This is a genomic window from Streptomyces sp. NRRL S-340, assembly GCF_000720185.1.
Taxonomy (GTDB): domain Bacteria; phylum Actinomycetota; class Actinomycetes; order Streptomycetales; family Streptomycetaceae; genus Streptomyces.
In genome coordinates, this window is the sequence record NZ_JOIY01000022.1 from 42,220 (window position 1) to 59,043 (window position 16,824).

Sequence of the window (16,824 nt, forward strand, 5' to 3'; positions counted from 1 at the left end):
GACGCCGACCGCGGCCCTCGTACGTCCTCGCGTGCCCGCGGGGCCTATGCGGTGGGCGGCCGGCCGGGCATCACGCGGGCGTGCTGTCCGCGCGCGCAGTGGACCAGGCGGTCGTGCAACCCGATGCGGTCCACCGCCGCGAGGAAGTCCTCGAGCGGGGAGCGGAAGACGGAGTAGTCGTCGTAATGGACGGGGAGGACGGCCGGCGCGCCGAGACGGCGGGCGAGTTCGGCTCCCTGGGCGCCGTCCATCGTCACGACGAAACCGCCGGGCAGCCGTGTGCCGCCCAGGTGGAGAACGGCCAGATCAGCGGTGGGGAAGCGGCGGCCGACCTCGTCGAGCCCGTCGTACACGAGCGTGTCGCCGGAAACGTACAGCCGCAGCCGGACCGGCCCGCCGTGAGGGCCGAACTCCATCATGCTGCCCATCACGGGCGGCAGCAGCCGGCGCAGCACGGGGTGCAGGGAGTGCCGGCCGGGCAGCGCGGTCACCCGGACCTGTGCGCCGCCGCGCCGGAAAGTGGCGCTCTCCCAGGTCCGCAGGCCGCCGGCCCGGTCGAATCCCTGCCAGGTGCGCAGCCGGCGGGCGGCGTGGGGGGTGGTGGCGATGGGCACCGAACGGGCCAGACGGCGCCTGGCCCGGCGGTCCCAGTGATCCCCGTGCAGGTGGGAGAGGACGACGGCGTCCAGCGGCGGCAGGCCGGTCACCTCCAGGGCGGGTTCGGTCAGACGCTCGCTCGTCAGCCCGTACCCCAGATGGGCGCGTTCGCCGCGGTGCAGGAAGTTCGGGTCGGTGAGGAGTGTCAGACCGCCGTACCGCAACAGGACCGTCGCGGTACCGATGAAATGCAGATCGAGGTGGTCGTCGTCGAACACGGACATGAGGATCCTTGCCGGACGGAGACGGAGACGGAGACGGAGACGGTCCGTCGACCGGGGGAAGGGCGGCTTTGCGCCGGCCCCGGAAAGGGCGGCTGCCCGCCGAGTACCCCACGCCGCCGCGAACCCTCCGCCCGCGGGACACCGGCCGATGCCCCGCCCGCTCCCGTGAGCGCCGGTCCCCCGCCCGCCCCCGTGATCATGGCTGCGGGGCGCTCACCGGGCGTCTACCAGCACCGGATCGGCAAGGTGGCGGTGCGCCGGCCGTCGGCGTCCAGCAGGTGACCCATGCGCTTGACGGTGCGGACCCCGACGAGGCGATCGGTGACGGTCAGGGACGGCAGACGGGCCGACATGGCCGTCTCGTGGTGCTGGACGCCTCCGATGCCGGGCAGCCAGTAGGTGGCGAGGACGTTGGCGCTGCCCGTGACGGCGGCGACCAGCCGGCAGCCGGGGAGGGTGGCCAGGGTGCGGTGCAGGCCGTTGACCTCCCGGACCGGCGCCCGGCCGCGGAAGGTCACGCTCACCGGCAGCCCCGTGACAGACCGGGCCGTGTCGCAGCGGAACGCGACCGTCCCCGAGCGCGTGAGCCTGCCGAGACGGCGCCGGACGGTGGCGGCGCTGGTGCCCAGCCGCTCGGCCAGCGCGGCCAGACCGAGCCGCCCGTCGCGGGCCAGGGCGTCCAGAAGCGCGCGGTCGACCTCACCGAGCGCGGCCGTGGACGGCTCCCCGTCCGAGTCCGTCCGGTCCGCCCGGCCCAGGGCGGAGAGCTGGGCGGAGTCCAGGGAACCGAGCCGCCACCGGCTGCCCTCCGTGTACAACGAGGTGGCGAACAGGCACTCCACCCCCGTCACGCCGGGCAGCCGGGCCAGACGCTCCTGCACGAACCGGTGCACCCCGGCCACATCGGGCGCCGGCACATCCAGCAGCAGGTCGGCACCGCCCGGCGCGGTCAGTTCGACGGTCGCCGCCTCGTCCAGTCCGGCGATCCGCGCCGCCAGGCGCTCACGTGCCGCGGGCCGGCATCCGACGAGGACGAACGCGGTGCACCGGGTCCGGGAGAACGCCGGGCCGGGGACGGCGGACAGCCACGCCAGCCCCTCCTCGGTCAGCCGCTCCCAACGCCGGGCCAGCGTCACCGCCGTCACGCCCAGCGAAGGCGCGAGATCGCTCCACGCGGCACGCGGCCGGATCTGCAGCGCGTGCACCAGGGCGAGATCGAGTTCCGAGACGCTGCCCGATTCCTTCATCCCCCTCGCCCTTCTCGCACGATTCTTGCGAAGTCGGCGCTCGGTTCCAGCGGCGCTCGCACTGTAGTCACCACTTCGCGCTCCAGCCAAGGGAAGAGGGTGAGACGGTGACGAGTGCCATCGACCGTGGTCGCGGCCTGCTCGCGACCATGACGGCGATCGTGATCTGCAGCGGAGTCGTCCAGGGGTATCTGACACCGCTGCTGCCGGCGGTGGGCGACCACGTCGGCATCGGAGGGGTCGGACAGAACAACCTGTACCTGCTGTCGCAGCTCGCGTTCGCGGTCCTGACCCCGCTGCTGTCCCGCTGGGGCGACCTCTGGGGCCACCGCCTGCTGCTGCGCATCGCGGTCGCCCTGGTGGCGGCCGGTTCACTGCTCATCGCCGTGCGGCCCACCACGGCCACGCTCGCCCTGGGCATGGTGCTCCAGGGCGCTGTCGTGGGCTTCTTCCCGCTGCTCGCCGGAATCCTGCGTTCCCGCGCCCCGGAACACGGCCGGACAGGCATGTCCGTGCTCGTCGGCGCGCTGCTGCTGTCCATCGGCACCGGCGGACTCGTCGCCGGCTCGCTGAGTGAGGAGCACGCCCTGGCCGGCCTGTGGACCGCGGTCCCCTTCGGGGCCCTGGCCCTCGTGGCGGCGTTCGCGCTGCCCGCCGGCTCCGCACCCCGCGCGGGCCGCTTCAACGCCCCGGCCGCACTCCTGCTGACCCTCGGTCTCGGCGCGCTGACCCTGCTGCTCACCGAGGGCGGCTCCTGGGGGTGGGCCTCGGCGTCGTCCCTGCTCACCGCCGTGGTCGCGGTGGCTCTCCTGGCCCTGTGGGTGAGGGTGGAACACCGGTCGGACCATCCGCTGGTGGACCTCGCCCTGCTGCGTGACCCGCGGCTCACGATCGTCAGCGCGCACACCTTCTGCGCCGCGTTCGGCACCATCGGCTTCCTCGGCGCCAACGCCGTCTTCCTCGGCGCGGAACCGGACGGCGACGGCTACGGGATGGGCCTGGGATCCCGGGCCATCTCGCTGGTGTCCCTGGCCATGGTCGTCGCCGGCTTCTGCGGTTCCACGGCATCACCCCGGCTGGCCCGGCACGTCGGCGACCGGGCCACCATGGTCCTCACCGGGGGTCTCGCGGCCCTGGGCTTCCTGTCGCTGACGCTGTTCCACCAGTCACTTCCGCAGTACCTCCCGGGAGCGCTCCTGGTGGGCGTGGCGACGGGCATGTTCGAAGCGGTCACACGGACGCTGTCGGCGGAAGTCGTCGAGGAGACCGAGACCGCCCTGTCCGTGGGCATCAACGAACTGGCACTCTCCCTGGGGGCCGCGATCGGCGCGGCCGTGATCAGCGCACTGTTCGCCGCTCATCCCGGGCACGACGGAGGTGTCTCCGGGGCGGGTTACCAGTGGTCGTGGGCGGCGTGCGCAGCGGTGGCGCTGGGCGGGGCACTGCTCGGCCTGCTGCTCGGCGGCGGGCCGGACCCGGCCGTGCGGACCGCCGGCCCCGCTCCCAGCAAGGAGGCGGCATGACGCACGAACGTTTCGACGAGGCGCGGGAAGAAGCCCGGGCGGCCGTAGCGGCGGCCGTCCGTCGTGCGCGGGAGGCACTGATCGGCCTGAGCCACAGCCTGCACGCGGAACCGGAGACCGCGCTCCAGGAACACCGGTCCGCGGCGAAGATCGCCTCCCTGCTCCAGGACGCGGACTTCCAGGTGACGCGCGGCGCGGCAGGACTGCCGACCGCCCTCGTCGCCACCTACGGCACGGGCGGTCTGGTGATCGCCGTCTGCGCCGAGTACGACGCGCTGCCGGACATCGGGCACGCCTGCGGGCACAACGTCAACGGCGCCGCTGCCGTGGGCGCGGCGCTCGGCCTCGCGGCGGTCGCGGACGCCGTCGGCATCACCGTGAAACTCGTGGGCACCCCCGCCGAGGAGGACATCGGAGGCAAGGTCGTGCTTCTCGAGGCGGGCGTGTTCGACGACGCCGCCGCCGCGCTGATGGTGCACGCGGCGCCGGAGGACTCCGTCGGGGCCTCGTCGCTCGCCGTCGGCGCCTGGGACGTCACCTACCGCGGCACCCCGGCCCACGCCGCGCTCGCCCCCTGGGAAGGCGTCAACGCGCTCGACGCCGTCGTCCTGGCACACACGGCCGTCGGCATGCTGCGCCAGCAGCTGCCTCCGGGGACCCTGGTCCACGACGTGGTCCACGAGGCGGGCCACGCGGTCAACGTCATCCCGGAACGCGCGAGGGCACGCTACGAGGTGCGCGCCCGCACCATGGACGACCTCCTCGCCGCCCGCCGGCGTGTCCGGGCCTGCCTGGAGGCGGGCGCCCTGGCCACCGGAGCGGAACTGGAACTCACCCCGCACGGCCACGACTTCGCCGAGCTGCGCCAGGATCCGTTCCTGACCTCCGCCTACCTGCGGGCCGCGCGTGCCCTCGGCCGCGAACCGGTGTCCCGGCACGGCGAGCTGACGGCCTCCACGGACATGGGCAACGTCTCCCACGCCGTACCGTCGCTCCACCCGTGCATCGGTTACGACACCGGCGGCGCACTCCAGCACACCGAGGGCTTCACCCGGTACGGGACCGGTCCGGGCGCCGACCGTGCCGTCCTGGACGGTGCGAGAGCGCTGGCCCATGCCGCGGTGGAGCTGGCCACCGACCCGGTGCGACGGCAGGACTTCCTCCAACGGGTGTCCCGGCGCCGCCGCACCCTCGCGGCCGGACCGCAGCCGCCCGCCTGCACGGTCCGGCCCTCACGGCAGGTGTCCCCCTGACGGCCGGCGCCGGGTGACCTCGCGCAGCGGGCACCGGGAGCCGGGGCGTCCGGCCAGGACAGGGCCCCGCGAGGCCCTGTCGTCAGATTCCCGTCCGCCCTGCGGGCGGACGCCGGGAACGTGACGACAGGGCCCGGGACGCAGCGGCGCGCTCCCGGTCAGCGCAGTACGACGAGGGGCTGGTCGCGGTGCGTGTGCAGCCGCCACAACTCGTCGGCCACCGCGTCGGGTTCGTGGTGCGCGCCGGGGCCGATGGGTCCGACGACGGTGAGCTGCGCGGCCTGCACGCCGTCGTCGGCGAGGGCCTCGTGGAGCAGGCGGACGTAGGCGGACTCGGCGGCGTAGGCGATGGCGGACACGGCGCGGTCGCGGTGGGGCTGGACGGCGGCGCCGCCGGTGGTGAACAACAGCGTGCCGCGGCCCCGGCGGCGCATGTCCGGCGCGACCTCGCCCACCGCCGCCGTGGCGGCGACGACGCTGAGGGCCAGCGCGTCGGCGACGTCCGACGGCGTGGTGTCCAGCACCGGTTTGATCCAGTCCAGACTCGGCCGTGGGCTGAACAGCACCACCTCGATGGGTCCGAGACGCCCGCGCAACGCGGCGAGCGCGGCGGCGAGTTCCTTCGCGTCGGTGACGTCGGCGGCCGCCGTGGGCACGAGCGGGAACACGGCGGGCGGACGGCCGGCCGGCGCAGGGCCCCCGGCCGTGGGGCGGGCGGCGGTGAGACCGGCGGCGATCCGCTCCAGGCGCGGGGCGTCGCGTGCGATCAGCCCCACGGGGTGCCCTTCGCGGCCGAAGCGGCGTGCTGCGGCGGCTCCGAGTCCCGGCCCGGCGCCGATCACCACGAACGCCCCCCGGGAACCGGACGTGCCCCGGCTTGTGCGCGTGTTCGCGTCGTCCCCGTTGCCGTCCCTGTCGTCGTTCCCGTTCCGGTTCGCGCCGGTGTCCTCGTTCCCGTCCGGGCTCATGAGGTCTGCTCCGAATCGATGCTCCTGGTCAGTGATTCATTGGCGTCGATCTCGTTCCGCGTCCGCTCCTGGCGGGCGCGGGCGCCGGCCAGGGCGTCCGAGCCGAGGAGGAGCCGAAGGGGCGGTTCGGGGGCGTCCACGACGGCGGCGATCGCGGCGGCGGCACGCGCCGGGTCACCGGGCTGGCGGCCGGAGACCGCCAGGGTGGAGGCCCGGCGCTTGCCCGCGGTCCCTTCGTAGTCCTCGAGGCGGACGGGGGACTGCTGCATCGAGGTTCCGGCCCACTGGGTGCGCAGGCCGCCGGGCTCGACGATGGTGACCGTGATGCCGAGCGGGGCGACCTCCGCGGCCAGCGATTCGGAGAGTCCTTCGAGGGCGAACTTGGTGGCGTGGTAATAGCCGGTCGCGGCGAAGGCGGCGAGACCGCCGAAGGAGGAGACGTTCACGATCCGCCCCGCACGGCGGGCGCGCATGCCGGGCAGCACTGCCTTCAGCACCGTGACCACGCCGTGCACATTGGTGTCGTACAAGGCGCGCACCGCCGTGTCCTCGCCTTCCTCGATCGCGGCGAGATAGCCGTACCCGGCGTTGTTGACCAGGACGTCGATGCGTCCGAACTCCTTCTCGCACGCCTCGACGGCGGCGGTCACCGACTCCGGGTCGGTGACGTCCAGCCGCAGGGCGAGGGCGCGACGGCCGTGGGCGGCGGCGAGGCCGGCGACGGCGGCCGTGTCCCGGGCGGTGACGGCGACCCGGTCACCGCGCCGGAGAGCGTGCTCGGCCAGGGCGCGCCCCAGGCCGCTGGAACTTCCTGTGATCAGCCACACCAGCGGCCCCCCGGGCGCTTCGGCGGTGGCGGCGGACTCTTCGTGCGGTGCGGTGGCTTGCTGTGTCATGGCTCCAGTGCAACAACACTCCGGTTCCGGTGCCACACCCCTTCGAGGGTGGCCCCGGGAGGGTCAGCTTCGCCGCCGTCGGACATCCACGGCACGGGACGTCCTCGGCGCCGGACGGTCTCCCGCCGGAGGTAAAGTCGGCTGGATGGCTCGTGACGACTATCAGGACGACAACCCGATCGGCGCCTTCCTGCGCAGCCGGCGGGAGCGGATCGACGCCGCCTCCGCCGGTGTCATCGACAACACGCGCCGGCGGGTCAAGGGTCTGCGCCGGGAGGAGCTGGCACTGCTCGCCGGGGTCAGCCCTTCCTACTACACCCGTATCGAGCAGGGGCGCGACCGGCATCCCTCCCGCGAGATCATCGAGGCCCTGGCCCGCGTGCTGCGCCTGGACCACGCGGAGCGGGCGTACCTGTGGTCCCTGGTCGCACCGTCCCTCACCCCCGCCGACGGGGGTGCCGCCGCCGCGGCAGGACCCGTCCGGCCGGGGGTGACGGTGCTGCTGGAGCGCTGGGCCGACCTGCCCGCCTTCGTCGTGGGGCCGCGCCGTGACGTGCTGGCCGCCACCGCTCTCGCGGGGCGCGTCAATCCGGCGTGGAGCCCGGGACACAACCTGATCGAGTTCACCTTCCTCGATCCGCGGGCCCGGCAGGTGTACCCGGACTGGGAGGAGATCGGCCTTCAGGCCGTCGCGGGGCTGCGTATCACCGCGGCAGCCCGGCCGGCCCAGCTCGATGCCTTCGTGGCGGGCCTGCGCGAGCGCAGCGGAACGTTCCGCGCCTTGTGGGACTCGCACGACGTCTACGACCGTGTGACGGGGGAGAAGCGCCTCGCCGTCGACGGTGCCGGGGTCCTCTCCCTCAGCTTCGAGACGTTCGCCCTCGCCGGCCCGGAAGGGCACGTTCTGTACGTGTACTTCCCCCGCCCGGGCAGCAGGGACGACGCGGTCCTGCGGGCCCTCGCGCAGCAGGAACCCGCGAGGGCGTAGGGCCTGCACCGCTCGCGGGCCTCAACGTCGCCCCCGGCCTCTTCAGCACACTGCTCGACCGGCCGGGTTCCCACGCCGTCACGGTCACCGGCGGCCCTGGCCTGCGGGAGACGAACGGCGGCGTGGAACACAGCGTGTGCGTCGTGGCTACGGTCTTCTGATCCGCTGCCCGGTCGCAGGGTGAAGCAGACGCAGGAGCCGCGGTACGCCGGCACTCCCACCCGCCGAGCCAGAACTCCCTCCCGTGGGCGACCGGATGCCCGGGCCTGCCGGTCGCGGCCGGACGTCACCGGCGGCGCGTCACCGCGTCGCCTCGTAGTCAGGACGTGGCCGTACCGGACGGTGAACGCCCCTGCGCCTGCACGCGGTACGGCCAGGGACGTTCAGCCTGTTCCATCCGAGACGCTGAACACAGGCGACTTGAGGCGATCTCGGGGTATCCGGAGCCCGGTAAGGGTCCTGCGGGCGTCTGTTGCCATTTGACAACAATGGTCGCAGGACAAGAGAGTGACCGTGTCGCGCTGCATGGGGAGGATGGGGAATGTTCCGGTGGACGGAGGCCGCTCCGTGCGCTGGCCACCGACGCTCCGCGGCGTCAGGGAGCCCGGTGGGGCTGCCTGGTGTTCAGGCGGTCCGGTCGTCCGGCTGCTGGGCGTTGTCGTGTATCTGCAGCGCCGCCGCGCGGCAGAACGCCTCCAGCCCCTGCAGCAGCGCGGCCCGCTCGCCCGCGGGCATGAGCGCCAGGACCGCCTGCAACTGGTGCTCCCTGCGCGCACGCAGGTCGTCAAGGAAGGCGCGGCCCCGGCTGCTGAGGTGCAGGCGCACTTCACGCCGGTTGGCCGCACTGGCCACACGCTCCACGAAGCCGGCGGCGACCAGGCGGTCGCACAGCCGGCTGGTCGACGGAGGCGTGGAGGAGAGGGCGTCGCACAGCGTGCGCAGGTTGATACCGTCCTGGTGCTCCAGGGTGAGCAGCACCCGCATCTGCGAGGCGGACGCCGGAGCGGTGGACGCCCGGCCCCACAGCACTTCCAGCAGCTCTCCGGCCGTCGCGGTCACACGGGCGACCTCGACGGGCTCCGGGTGGGGGCGGAAAGCAGTCACTGTCACACTCTCGCAGGCGCTGGGACGGTCGCCAGCCTACTAGGCGCGCCCAGCGGCCAGAGAGGGTTCGCGCGGCCCGGGCGGCCTGGCGCGGCCGAATCGCAGCACCCCGTCGCCGCTACGGGGCCGGTAAGTGTCCGCCGAAAGATTGGTGTATTGACCATCGTGAAGAGATTTGTGACCGCCGAGCGCGCCCTGCGCACGGCGGCGCCCCACGAGTTGCTCGACGCCGTCCGCCGCGTGCTGGCGGAACAGTACGCCGCGCAGAAGGTGGAGCTGTACATGGCGGACTACGGCCTGACCGTGCTCCAGCCGGTGTCGGTGCTGCCCCACACCACGGAGCCGGTCTCCGTGCACGACAACGCCGCGGGCCGGGCGTTCGGCGCCCAGGAACCGGTCGTCGAGCCCGGCTCGGACCGTGACGTGCGGGTGCATCTGCCGGTCAGCGTGCGCGGGGACCGGCTGGGCGTCCTGTCCGTGACGCTGCCGGACGACGGCCAGGTCGGCGGCCTGCTGGGCGAACTCGCCGACATCGCCCAGGTGCTCGGCCACGAGGTGATCGTGGCCGAGCGGGACACCGACATCTATCTGCAGGCACGGCGCAAGGACAGGCTGACCCTCGCCGCCGAGATGCAGTGGCATCTCCTGCCTTCCCGCTCCTGCGCCCGCCCCGAGTACGAGCTGGGCGCGCAGTTGGAGCCGGCGTACGCGATCTTCGGCGACAACTTCGACTGGTCGGCCACCGCGGACCGGCTGATGCTGTACGTCACCAACGGCATGGGGGAGGGCATCGAGGCCACCCTGCTGACGAACCTGGCCATCAACGCCCTGCGCAACGCCAGACGTGCCGGGATCGCCATCGACGACCAGGCGGCCCTGGCCGACCAGGCCGTCTACGCCCACTACCGGGGCCACTGCTACCTGTCGGCGCTGATGTTCGACTTCGACCTCGCGACGGGACGCGCCAAGGTCGTCGACGCCGGTTCCCCGCGGCTGCTGCGGCTGCGCGACGGCGCGGTCGAACCGGTCGCCTTCGACGCCCAGCTCCCGCTGGGGATGTTCGAGGAGACCGACTACGTGGCCCAGGAGTTCCAGGCCGAGCCCGGGGACCGGCTCGTCTTCGTCAGCGACGGCGTGTACGCGGTCGCCGACCCCGAGGGCCGGGCGTACGGCGACGCCGCGCTGGCCCGGGCGATCCAGTCCACCCGGCTGCTCCCCGCCGCCGAGGTGCCGCGCGCCGTCCTGCGGGAGCTGACCGGGCACCGCGGCCGGTCAGCCCCCGACGACGACGCCCTCGTGGTCTGCCTCGACTGGCACGGGCGCTGACCGCACCGGGGGCGTGCCGCCTCTTGCCGGAGATGTGTCGATCGCGTGTCGGTTGCGCCGCTCCCTCCGCATTACGTTTGCCATGAAGCAATAATTGCCTCATGGGTGGGACCGGTTGGTGACCACTGCGGCTGTACGAAGGAGACGATCAGGTGTCGGAGCAAGAGGCGGTCGCACCCACGGCGCACCGGCTGGGAGCGTTCCTGGAGCGCCGCCGGGAGCAGATCGCCCAGCGCTGGGCCGATGCCCCGCTCTTCCGTACGGTCTTCACGGTCTCGCGCGACGAGACCGTGGAGGCGTGCAGGGCCGTCGTGGACGCCCTGTCCGACGTCGCGTCCGCCGGACGGCTGGAGGACGTCGAGGCACCAGGCTTCGGGGCCGTGCGGGAGCAGCTCGGCCGCATGTCCGGGTCGCGGGCGCGCACCGGCCTGAGCCCCGCCCGGATCGCTGACGAGGTCGCCGCGCTGCGGGCGCCGGCCACCGACCTGCTGCGCGCCGAGTTCTCCGACCCCTCCGCCCCGCGGGCGGTGGAGGACCTCCTGGCACTGACCGTCCTGATGGGCACCTTGCGCCTGGTCGTGATGCGGACGGCGCTCAGCGCGAGTGAGGAGCTGATCGCGCGGCAGCGGCAGCAGTTGCTCGAAGTGGCCACGCCGGTGATCAGCCTGTGGGAGGGCGTGGTCGCCGTGCCGCTGATCGGCACCCTGGACAGCGCCCGCAGCCAGGTGGTCATGGAGGCCCTGCTGGAGGCCATCGTGAGCCGGCGGGCCCGCCACGCCATCCTGGACATCACCGCAGTCCCCACGGTCGACTCGCTCGTGGCCCAGCACCTGATGAAGACGGTCGCCGCCGCTCGCCTGATGGGAGCGGAGTGCATCGTCTCCGGCATCCGCCCGGCCATCGCGCAGACCATCGTCCAGCTCGGCATCGATCTGGGTTCCGTCCTCACCCGCGCGTCCCTCTCCGACGCCCTGGCACACGCCCTCGCCCAGCAGGGCGTCGAAGTGTCGCCCGGGCCGAGTCTCCCGTGAGCGGCCGCGTCCCGGACCGCGCGGGCGCGGTGCCTGTCCTCGCGCTGGGGGACGTCCTGCTGGTCTCCCTCCAGGGAGAACCGCTCGACAGTCTGGCCGGGCAACTCCAGCACGACATCACCCACCGCATCGCCCGCAGCCGGGCGGCAGGGGTGGTCATCGACATCTCCGGGGTGGAGATCGTCGACTCCTTCCTCGGGCGCGTGCTCGCCGAGATCGCCGCCAGTGCCGGTCTGCTGGCGGCCCGCACCGTCCTGGCCGGCATGCGGCCGGCCGTGGCGATCACCCTGGTCGAGCTGGGACTCACCCTGCCCGGCCTGGACACCGCCCTCGATGTCGAACGTGCGCTGGAACTGCTGGCGCGGACACCCTCGTCGCCCTCCTCGCCGAGCGCTTCGGACGGACGCGAGAGGGGGACGTGATGCCCGCCTGCGAACCCGCCGCGGGGACAGTCCTGCAGATCGGCTCGGACGCGGACCTCGCATGGGTCCGCCAGCAGGTGCGCCAGTGCGCCGCCGAACTCGGCTTCGGCCTCGTCCAGCAGACGAAACTGGTCACCGCCGCCAGCGAACTGGCCCGCAACACCCTGGTCCACGGCGGGGGCGGCCACGCGGAGATCAGCCCGCTGGTCCACGGCGCGATCCGCGGCCTGCGCCTCTCCTTCGTCGACACCGGCCCCGGAATCCGCGACGTCCCGCTCGCCCTGACCGACGGGTACACCACCGGAGGCGGCCTCGGCCTCGGCCTCAGCGGTGCCAGACGCCTCGTGGACGAGTTCGGCATCGTCTCCGAACCCGGCCGGGGCACCACCGTCACGGTCAGTGCCTGGGCCGCGGGCGTACCCGCGGCCCGCCCGGGGGGACGATGACGCGCGTCTGGGACATTCCCGTGGACGACTCCACCCGCGTACGGGACGTCCGCGTGGCGGCCGAGACGGCCGGCCACCTCGCCGGCCTCGACCCGCACCGCATCGCGGTCGCCGCCCTGGTCGCCACCGAACTGGCGACCAACCTGCTCAGACATGCCGGCGGCGGCCGCATGGTGATCAACCTCGTCGACCGAGCGCGCCCGCACGAGCGCACCCCGGCGGTCCAGCTCACAGCCCTCGACCACGGCCCCGGCATCGGGGACGTCGGCGCGGCGACGCGCGACGGGTACACCACCAGCGATGCCTCGCTCGGCGCGGGCCTGGGCACCTGCCTGCGCATATCGAACGCGTTCGACCTCCACAGCACCCCCCGGGGCACCGTCGCGGTGGCCCGTGTCGACCGCGCCCCCGGCCGGGAGGCGATCGGGCCCAGCTGCCGGGCAGGGGGTATCAACGTCCCGCTCGCCCAGGCCGGACACTCCGGAGACGCCTGGACCTGGACCCGCTCAGGTGCCCGCCTGACCCTGATGCTCGCCGACGGCCTCGGCCACGGAGCCGAGGCAGGGCACGCCTCCGGGGCCGCGGTGGACGCACTGCACCGCGCCGCCCACCTGCCGCCCGAGGAGATCCTGCGCCAGATGCACCCCGTCCTGCGCCCGACCCGCGGGGCGGCCGTCGCCGTGGCCCAGCTGGACACGGACCGCGCGCAACTCGCCTTCGCCGGCGTCGGGAACATCGGCGCCCGGCTGTACACCGCACGCTCCTGGGAACACCTCGTCTCCCACCCGGGCATCGTCGGAGCCCGGTTCCCCGCGCGGGTCCCCGTGCGGCACCGGCCCTGGAGAGCGGGCAGCCTGCTCGTCCTGCACAGCGACGGACTGCCCAGCAGGTGGGTGCCTCCCGACGATCGCGTCCTTCTCTCCCACGACCCCGCAGTGGTCGCCGCGACCGTCCTGCGGGACGCCAGCAGCCCCGCCAGCCCCGTACGCGACGACACCAGCGTGGCCGTCCTGGCCGCCCCCGACCTCGCGGACCCGCGCCTATGATCACCTCTGACGTCCGGAAGATCACCTCCGCTCCCGAAGCCGTCCGCGCCCGGGCCCTCGCGGGGCGCCTGACAGCGGCCCTCGGCGCACCCGGTGCCGAGCGGGCCCGCTTCCTCACCGCGCTCACGGCACGCCTGCGCCAGTGTCTCGGCCAGGGCGGCGGGGAGCTCACCCTCACCGTCCGGCAGGCCGGTCCCGGCGCCGCGGCACACGTACGGGCCGTCGTACGGCCCACCCCGCCGGCACCGCCATGGCGGCTCACCCTGGCCTGTTCGGATCCCCCGGTCCGCAAGCCGCCCGGCCTCGAAGACCTCGACGACACCGACCCCGGCCAGGCCGTCCTCGCGGCCGACGAGGAGACCGCGGCGCTTCTGGACCAACTGGAGGAGGCGGAAAGGCAGTTGCGTCTCCACCGCGAGGAACTGCACCAGACGAACCAGGGCGTCCTCGCCCTGCACGCCGAACTGGAAGCCGCCGCGCTCACCCAGCGCAGGCTCCTCGACGCCGAACGAGCGGCACGTGGCGAGGCGGAGAGGGCACGGCGCCTGCTGACCTTCCTCGCCGACGCCAGCGCGGCCGTGACCGTCTCCCTCGACCACGAGGACATCCTGCGCCGCCTGCCCGAACTGCTCGTCCCCGAGCACGCGAGCCACGTCGACGTCTGGCTCTACGACGACCAGGAACAGGCAGCCCGCAACGGCCCCCGCTCAGCCGCCGCGGTCGCCGCGGCCCGTACCGACCGGCCCCAGCACGCCGGCACGGACGGTGGCGGAGCGGCCTGGACCGAGGACCTCTCGCCCGGCGGGACGGAACCCACCGGGCCGGTGCTGAGCATCCCGCTGACCGTACGCCGGACCCTGGGCGTGCTGACCCTCACCGCACCGGGGGACCACTTCGACGCCGACACCACCGTCATGCTGCTCGAACTGGCCCGCCGCACCGCCATCGCCCTGGACCACGCGCTGCGCTACGAGCAGCACCGGGACACCGCCGAAGCACTCCAGCGCGCCCAGCTCACCGACCTGCCCGCCACCGAAGGCCTGCGCCTGGCAGCCCGCTACCTGCCCGCCACCCGCGGGCTCAACATCGGCGGCGACTGGTACGACGCCTTCCCGCAGCCCGACGGCAGCCTGCTGGCGGTCATAGGAGACGTCACCGGGCACGGCCTGCACGCCGCGGTCATCATGGGCCAACTGCGCACCGCGCTGCGCGCCTACGCCGTCGAGAACGACAGCCCCGCCCAGATCCTCACCCGCCTGCACCGCATGCTGCGCCACCAGCAGCCGAACCTGTACGCGACCGCCATGATCGCCCGCTTCCGGCCCGGGGACCCCCACGTCGTGTGGGCCGCCGCCGGACATCCGCCCGCCGTGGTCCGCGAGCCCGACGGCAGCGTCCGGGTCCTGGACAGCAGACCAGGCCTCATGCTGGGTGTTCCCCTGCCCTTCGAGTACGAGGACCACGAGGCCGAACTGCCGCCCGGCTCCACGCTCGTCCTGTACACCGACGGTCTGGTGGAGCGGCGTGCCCACGGGATCGACCCGGGGATCGAGTTGCTGGGCAAGACCCTGGCCGGCCTGGACGGGTCCGATCTGGACGACCTCGAAACGTGCGCCGAGGCGCTGCTCAAGCCGCTGGTGCACGATCCCGAACGTGACGACGACGTCTGCCTCCTGCTGTGCCGCACCGCCCCGCCGGTGACGCGAGAGGCGGCCGATGCCCCGTCCTGCCGGCAGCCGGCCCAGGTCCGGCCCGAGCGCTCCGCGACCGGCCGTCACCGCGACGGCGGGCAGGCCGCGGGGCAAGAGGGTGGGAGCCGGCGCCCCGGACGCCTCTGAGCCCCTGCCGGGAGGAGAGCCCGCGGCCGGCGCACCGCAGGCGGTCGGCGTCGGCGTCCGCAGCTCTCAGGGGAACGCGCCCGGCGCCGGACCCCGAGCGCGGCACGTCGGAGCCGGCCGCACGAGACGGCGCGGTCACCGCGCGTCCGCCGGTGGCTCTCCCGGACGGACCGGTGTTCCGCTTCGAGCGGCGAGAAGGGCCCTCATACCGCGGCTGAGCGCCGAACGCTCCTCCGGCCCCAGGGCCGACAAGGCGACCGCGAGAGCGTGGACCCGCCGTGCCGCCACCTCATCCAGCGCACGGCGTCCCCGCGCGGTGAGACTCAGCCGGACCTCGCGGCGGCGGTGCGGATGCAGCGTGCGCTCCAGCATCCCGGCCGCCTCCAGCCGGTCACACAGACGGCTGGCCGTGGGAGTCCCGACGACCAGTCCGCCGGCCAGCGCCGTGAGATTCAGCCCCGGCGTCCGCCGCAGAGCGCGCAGGGCGCGCAGTTGGTGCGAGGACAGGCGCAGGCCGGCCTCCTGGGCGGCACCCGTCCACAGGTCCGTGAGACTCTCCACGGCATCGGCGATCTCGCGCGCGACGGCATCCGGACCATCGCGGGCTCCCTCGTCGCAGTCACCGTCGAAGCCGTCGGGACGGGTCACGGACACATCGCTTTCAGTGGGTTGCGCACGCTGCCGAGGCGATCCTCGTCCCCACGCAGTACCCGAAGCCAGGGGGCGCAACCGGTTGATCGAGGCGACGGAACACCATCCGGGCGGCACCGGCCGTCCGAGCCCGGGACCGGTCCCGGTACCCGGTAGGAGCCGGCATCCGGGGACACCTCGGGAGAACGCCGGGCAGCGCCGCGCGGCAAGCGGTCCTCGACACCTGGTCCGGGCCGGTTCCCCAGGGCCGAGGTCTCGCGCTCCCCGCCCGCCCCGGCCCCGGTCTCGTCCGCACCGGCCGTGCCGACAGCGCCGGCAGCCGGGGGCGCGGTGCCGCGGCCGCGGGCGGCGGTGCGCTCATCCGGCGTCGCGCGGGGACTGAGTCCACTGCCGCCACGTCCGCACCAGTTGGCTGAACTCCTTGACCTGGACGAGCACGTGGTCGCGGGCGGCGTTCTCCGCCCTCTCGGCGTCGCCCCGGGCGATGGCGTCGGCGATCTCGCGGTGCTCGGCCAGGGAGCGGCGGATGCGGTCCGGGACGCGCAGCTGCAGTCGCCGGTACGGCTGCAGGACTCGCTTGAGCGCGTGGGCCTGCCGGCGCAGGTACTCGTTGCCGCAGGAGTCGTAGACGATGCCGTGGAACCGGGCGTTGGCGTAGTAGTAGCGGTCGGCGTCGCCGGCCGCCGCGTGGATCTCGCACTCCCGCAGGGCGCCTTCGAGGCCGTCCAGCGCCTCCCGTTCGATCCGGCGGGCGGAGAGCCGCGCCGCCATCCCCTCCAGCTCGGCCATGACCTCGAAGCGCTCGGCCAGCTCGGAGACGCTCAGCTCGGTGACGTACGTGCCCTGCTTGGGGCGGATCTGTACGAGCCCGGAGCGCTCCAGGGCCTGGAGGGCTTCCCGGACCGGCGTACGGGAGCAGCCGAACTCACGTTCGAGTTGAGCGGGATCCAGGCGCTCGCCGGGACGGTAGTGACCGTCGACCACGGCGTTCTCGAGCGCGTCGCGAACACGCTGCGCTTCCGGGACCCGGGCCATGCGCACCTCCGAGCGGTCAGGTTGTCCGGGCGCGCAAGGGGGTGGTGCGCGAGCCTGGATACGTCCTACGGTGAGACTGTTATATATATCGTGCCCGCTCATGAATTTTTCAACCGGGGAAGGGCATGGTCGAGCGGGGCCAGTGCTACGGCTACGGCTACGGAAGGTG

At 73.7% G+C, this 16,824-nt stretch carries 16 protein-coding genes; 9 read left to right on the plus strand and 7 right to left on the minus strand.

The window, feature by feature from the left end; genetic code table 11:
* Positions 1–44 precede the first annotated feature (44 nt).
* Together IG64_RS18560 and IG64_RS18565 are read right to left on the minus strand one after the other, a co-directional pair.
* Complete coding sequence (locus tag IG64_RS18560; RefSeq protein ID WP_037857566.1) at positions 45–881, minus strand: MBL fold metallo-hydrolase; 837 nt, start codon at positions 879–881, stop codon at positions 45–47.
* A 224-nt stretch (positions 882–1,105) separates the two neighbouring features.
* Complete coding sequence (locus tag IG64_RS18565; RefSeq protein ID WP_037857567.1) at positions 1,106–2,128, minus strand: Lrp/AsnC family transcriptional regulator; 1,023 nt, start codon at positions 2,126–2,128, stop codon at positions 1,106–1,108.
* 107 nt (positions 2,129–2,235) lie between these two features.
* Here IG64_RS18565 and IG64_RS18570 point away from each other — a divergent pair, with 107 nt between their 5' ends.
* Entirely contained in the window at positions 2,236–3,651 is a 1,416-nt protein-coding gene (locus IG64_RS18570) for an MFS transporter (RefSeq protein WP_037857569.1), read from the plus strand.
* Complete coding sequence (locus IG64_RS18575; RefSeq protein WP_051813050.1) at positions 3,648–4,904, plus strand: amidohydrolase; 1,257 nt, start codon at positions 3,648–3,650, stop codon at positions 4,902–4,904. Before IG64_RS18570 ends, IG64_RS18575 begins: the two co-directional genes overlap by 4 nt.
* 158 nt (positions 4,905–5,062) lie before the next feature.
* Here the strand turns inward: IG64_RS18575 and IG64_RS18580 are convergent, their stop codons facing one another.
* Together IG64_RS18580 and IG64_RS18585 are read right to left on the minus strand one after the other, a co-directional pair.
* A complete protein-coding gene (locus tag IG64_RS18580) occupies positions 5,063–5,872 on the minus strand; it encodes an SDR family NAD(P)-dependent oxidoreductase (RefSeq protein WP_078884078.1) in 810 nt (269 codons plus the stop codon).
* Complete coding sequence (locus IG64_RS18585) at positions 5,869–6,768, minus strand: oxidoreductase (protein ID WP_078884079.1); 900 nt, start codon at positions 6,766–6,768, stop codon at positions 5,869–5,871. Before IG64_RS18585 ends, IG64_RS18580 begins: the two co-directional genes overlap by 4 nt.
* A gap of 145 nt (positions 6,769–6,913) precedes the next feature.
* On the opposite strand from IG64_RS18585, the gene IG64_RS18590 reads away from it, so the two are divergent.
* On the plus strand, positions 6,914–7,756 hold the full coding sequence (locus IG64_RS18590; protein WP_037857570.1) for a helix-turn-helix domain-containing protein: 843 nt from the start codon (positions 6,914–6,916) through the stop codon (positions 7,754–7,756).
* A gap of 624 nt (positions 7,757–8,380) precedes the next feature.
* Here the strand turns inward: IG64_RS18590 and IG64_RS18595 are convergent.
* A complete protein-coding gene (locus tag IG64_RS18595) occupies positions 8,381–8,866 on the minus strand; it encodes a MarR family winged helix-turn-helix transcriptional regulator (RefSeq protein ID WP_234438549.1) in 486 nt (161 codons plus the stop codon).
* Positions 8,867–9,025: 159 nt separating this feature from the next.
* Here IG64_RS18595 and IG64_RS18600 point away from each other — a divergent pair, with 159 nt between their 5' ends.
* The 6 genes from IG64_RS18600 (at position 9,026) to IG64_RS18625 (ending at position 14,969) form a co-directional block, all read left to right on the plus strand.
* Positions 9,026–10,186, plus strand: coding sequence for a PP2C family protein-serine/threonine phosphatase (locus IG64_RS18600; protein WP_037857704.1), 1,161 nt, complete (start codon positions 9,026–9,028; stop codon positions 10,184–10,186).
* A 152-nt stretch (positions 10,187–10,338) separates the two neighbouring features.
* Positions 10,339–11,217, plus strand: a complete 879-nt coding sequence (locus IG64_RS18605) for an STAS domain-containing protein (protein ID WP_037857574.1) — start codon at positions 10,339–10,341, stop codon at positions 11,215–11,217.
* Entirely contained in the window at positions 11,214–11,639 is a 426-nt protein-coding gene (locus tag IG64_RS18610) for an STAS domain-containing protein (protein ID WP_037857577.1), read from the plus strand. The genes IG64_RS18605 and IG64_RS18610 overlap by 4 nt, the downstream gene beginning before the upstream one ends.
* Positions 11,639–12,085 (plus strand): ATP-binding protein, encoded by a 447-nt coding sequence (locus tag IG64_RS18615; RefSeq protein WP_037857579.1) that lies wholly within the window; start codon positions 11,639–11,641, stop codon positions 12,083–12,085. The genes IG64_RS18610 and IG64_RS18615 overlap by 1 nt, the downstream gene beginning before the upstream one ends.
* Positions 12,082–13,131 (plus strand): SpoIIE family protein phosphatase, encoded by a 1,050-nt coding sequence (locus tag IG64_RS18620; protein WP_037857581.1) that lies wholly within the window; start codon positions 12,082–12,084, stop codon positions 13,129–13,131. Before IG64_RS18615 ends, IG64_RS18620 begins: the two co-directional genes overlap by 4 nt.
* Positions 13,128–14,969: a PP2C family protein-serine/threonine phosphatase gene (locus IG64_RS18625; RefSeq protein WP_063758813.1), complete on the plus strand. Its 1,842-nt coding sequence runs from the start codon at positions 13,128–13,130 to the stop codon at positions 14,967–14,969. Before IG64_RS18620 ends, IG64_RS18625 begins: the two co-directional genes overlap by 4 nt.
* A 135-nt stretch (positions 14,970–15,104) precedes the next feature.
* On the opposite strand, the gene IG64_RS18630 is transcribed toward IG64_RS18625, so the two are convergent.
* Complete coding sequence (locus tag IG64_RS18630; RefSeq protein ID WP_037857708.1) at positions 15,105–15,617, minus strand: MarR family winged helix-turn-helix transcriptional regulator; 513 nt, start codon at positions 15,615–15,617, stop codon at positions 15,105–15,107.
* 360 nt (positions 15,618–15,977) lie between these two features.
* On the minus strand, positions 15,978–16,655 hold the full coding sequence (locus IG64_RS18635; RefSeq protein ID WP_037857583.1) for a GntR family transcriptional regulator: 678 nt from the start codon (positions 16,653–16,655) through the stop codon (positions 15,978–15,980).
* Between the last annotated feature and the right edge of the window lie 169 nt (positions 16,656–16,824).

Coding starts and splice junctions, on each gene's coding strand:
- IG64_RS18560 (WP_037857566.1), bottom strand. CDS start 881: ATGTCCGTGTTCGACGACGACCACCTCGATCTGCATTTCATCGGTACC.
- IG64_RS18565 (WP_037857567.1), bottom strand. CDS start 2,128: ATGAAGGAATCGGGCAGCGTCTCGGAACTCGATCTCGCCCTGGTGCAC.
- IG64_RS18575 (WP_051813050.1), top strand. CDS start 3,648: ATGACGCACGAACGTTTCGACGAGGCGCGGGAAGAAGCCCGGGCGGCC.
- IG64_RS18580 (WP_078884078.1), bottom strand. CDS start 5,872: ATGAGCCCGGACGGGAACGAGGACACCGGCGCGAACCGGAACGGGAAC.
- IG64_RS18585 (WP_078884079.1), bottom strand. CDS start 6,768: ATGACACAGCAAGCCACCGCACCGCACGAAGAGTCCGCCGCCACCGCC.
- IG64_RS18590 (WP_037857570.1), top strand. CDS start 6,914: ATGGCTCGTGACGACTATCAGGACGACAACCCGATCGGCGCCTTCCTG.
- IG64_RS18615 (WP_037857579.1), top strand. CDS start 11,639: ATGCCCGCCTGCGAACCCGCCGCGGGGACAGTCCTGCAGATCGGCTCG.
- IG64_RS18620 (WP_037857581.1), top strand. CDS start 12,082: ATGACGCGCGTCTGGGACATTCCCGTGGACGACTCCACCCGCGTACGG.
- IG64_RS18625 (WP_063758813.1), top strand. CDS start 13,128: ATGATCACCTCTGACGTCCGGAAGATCACCTCCGCTCCCGAAGCCGTC.
- IG64_RS18635 (WP_037857583.1), bottom strand. CDS start 16,655: ATGGCCCGGGTCCCGGAAGCGCAGCGTGTTCGCGACGCGCTCGAGAAC.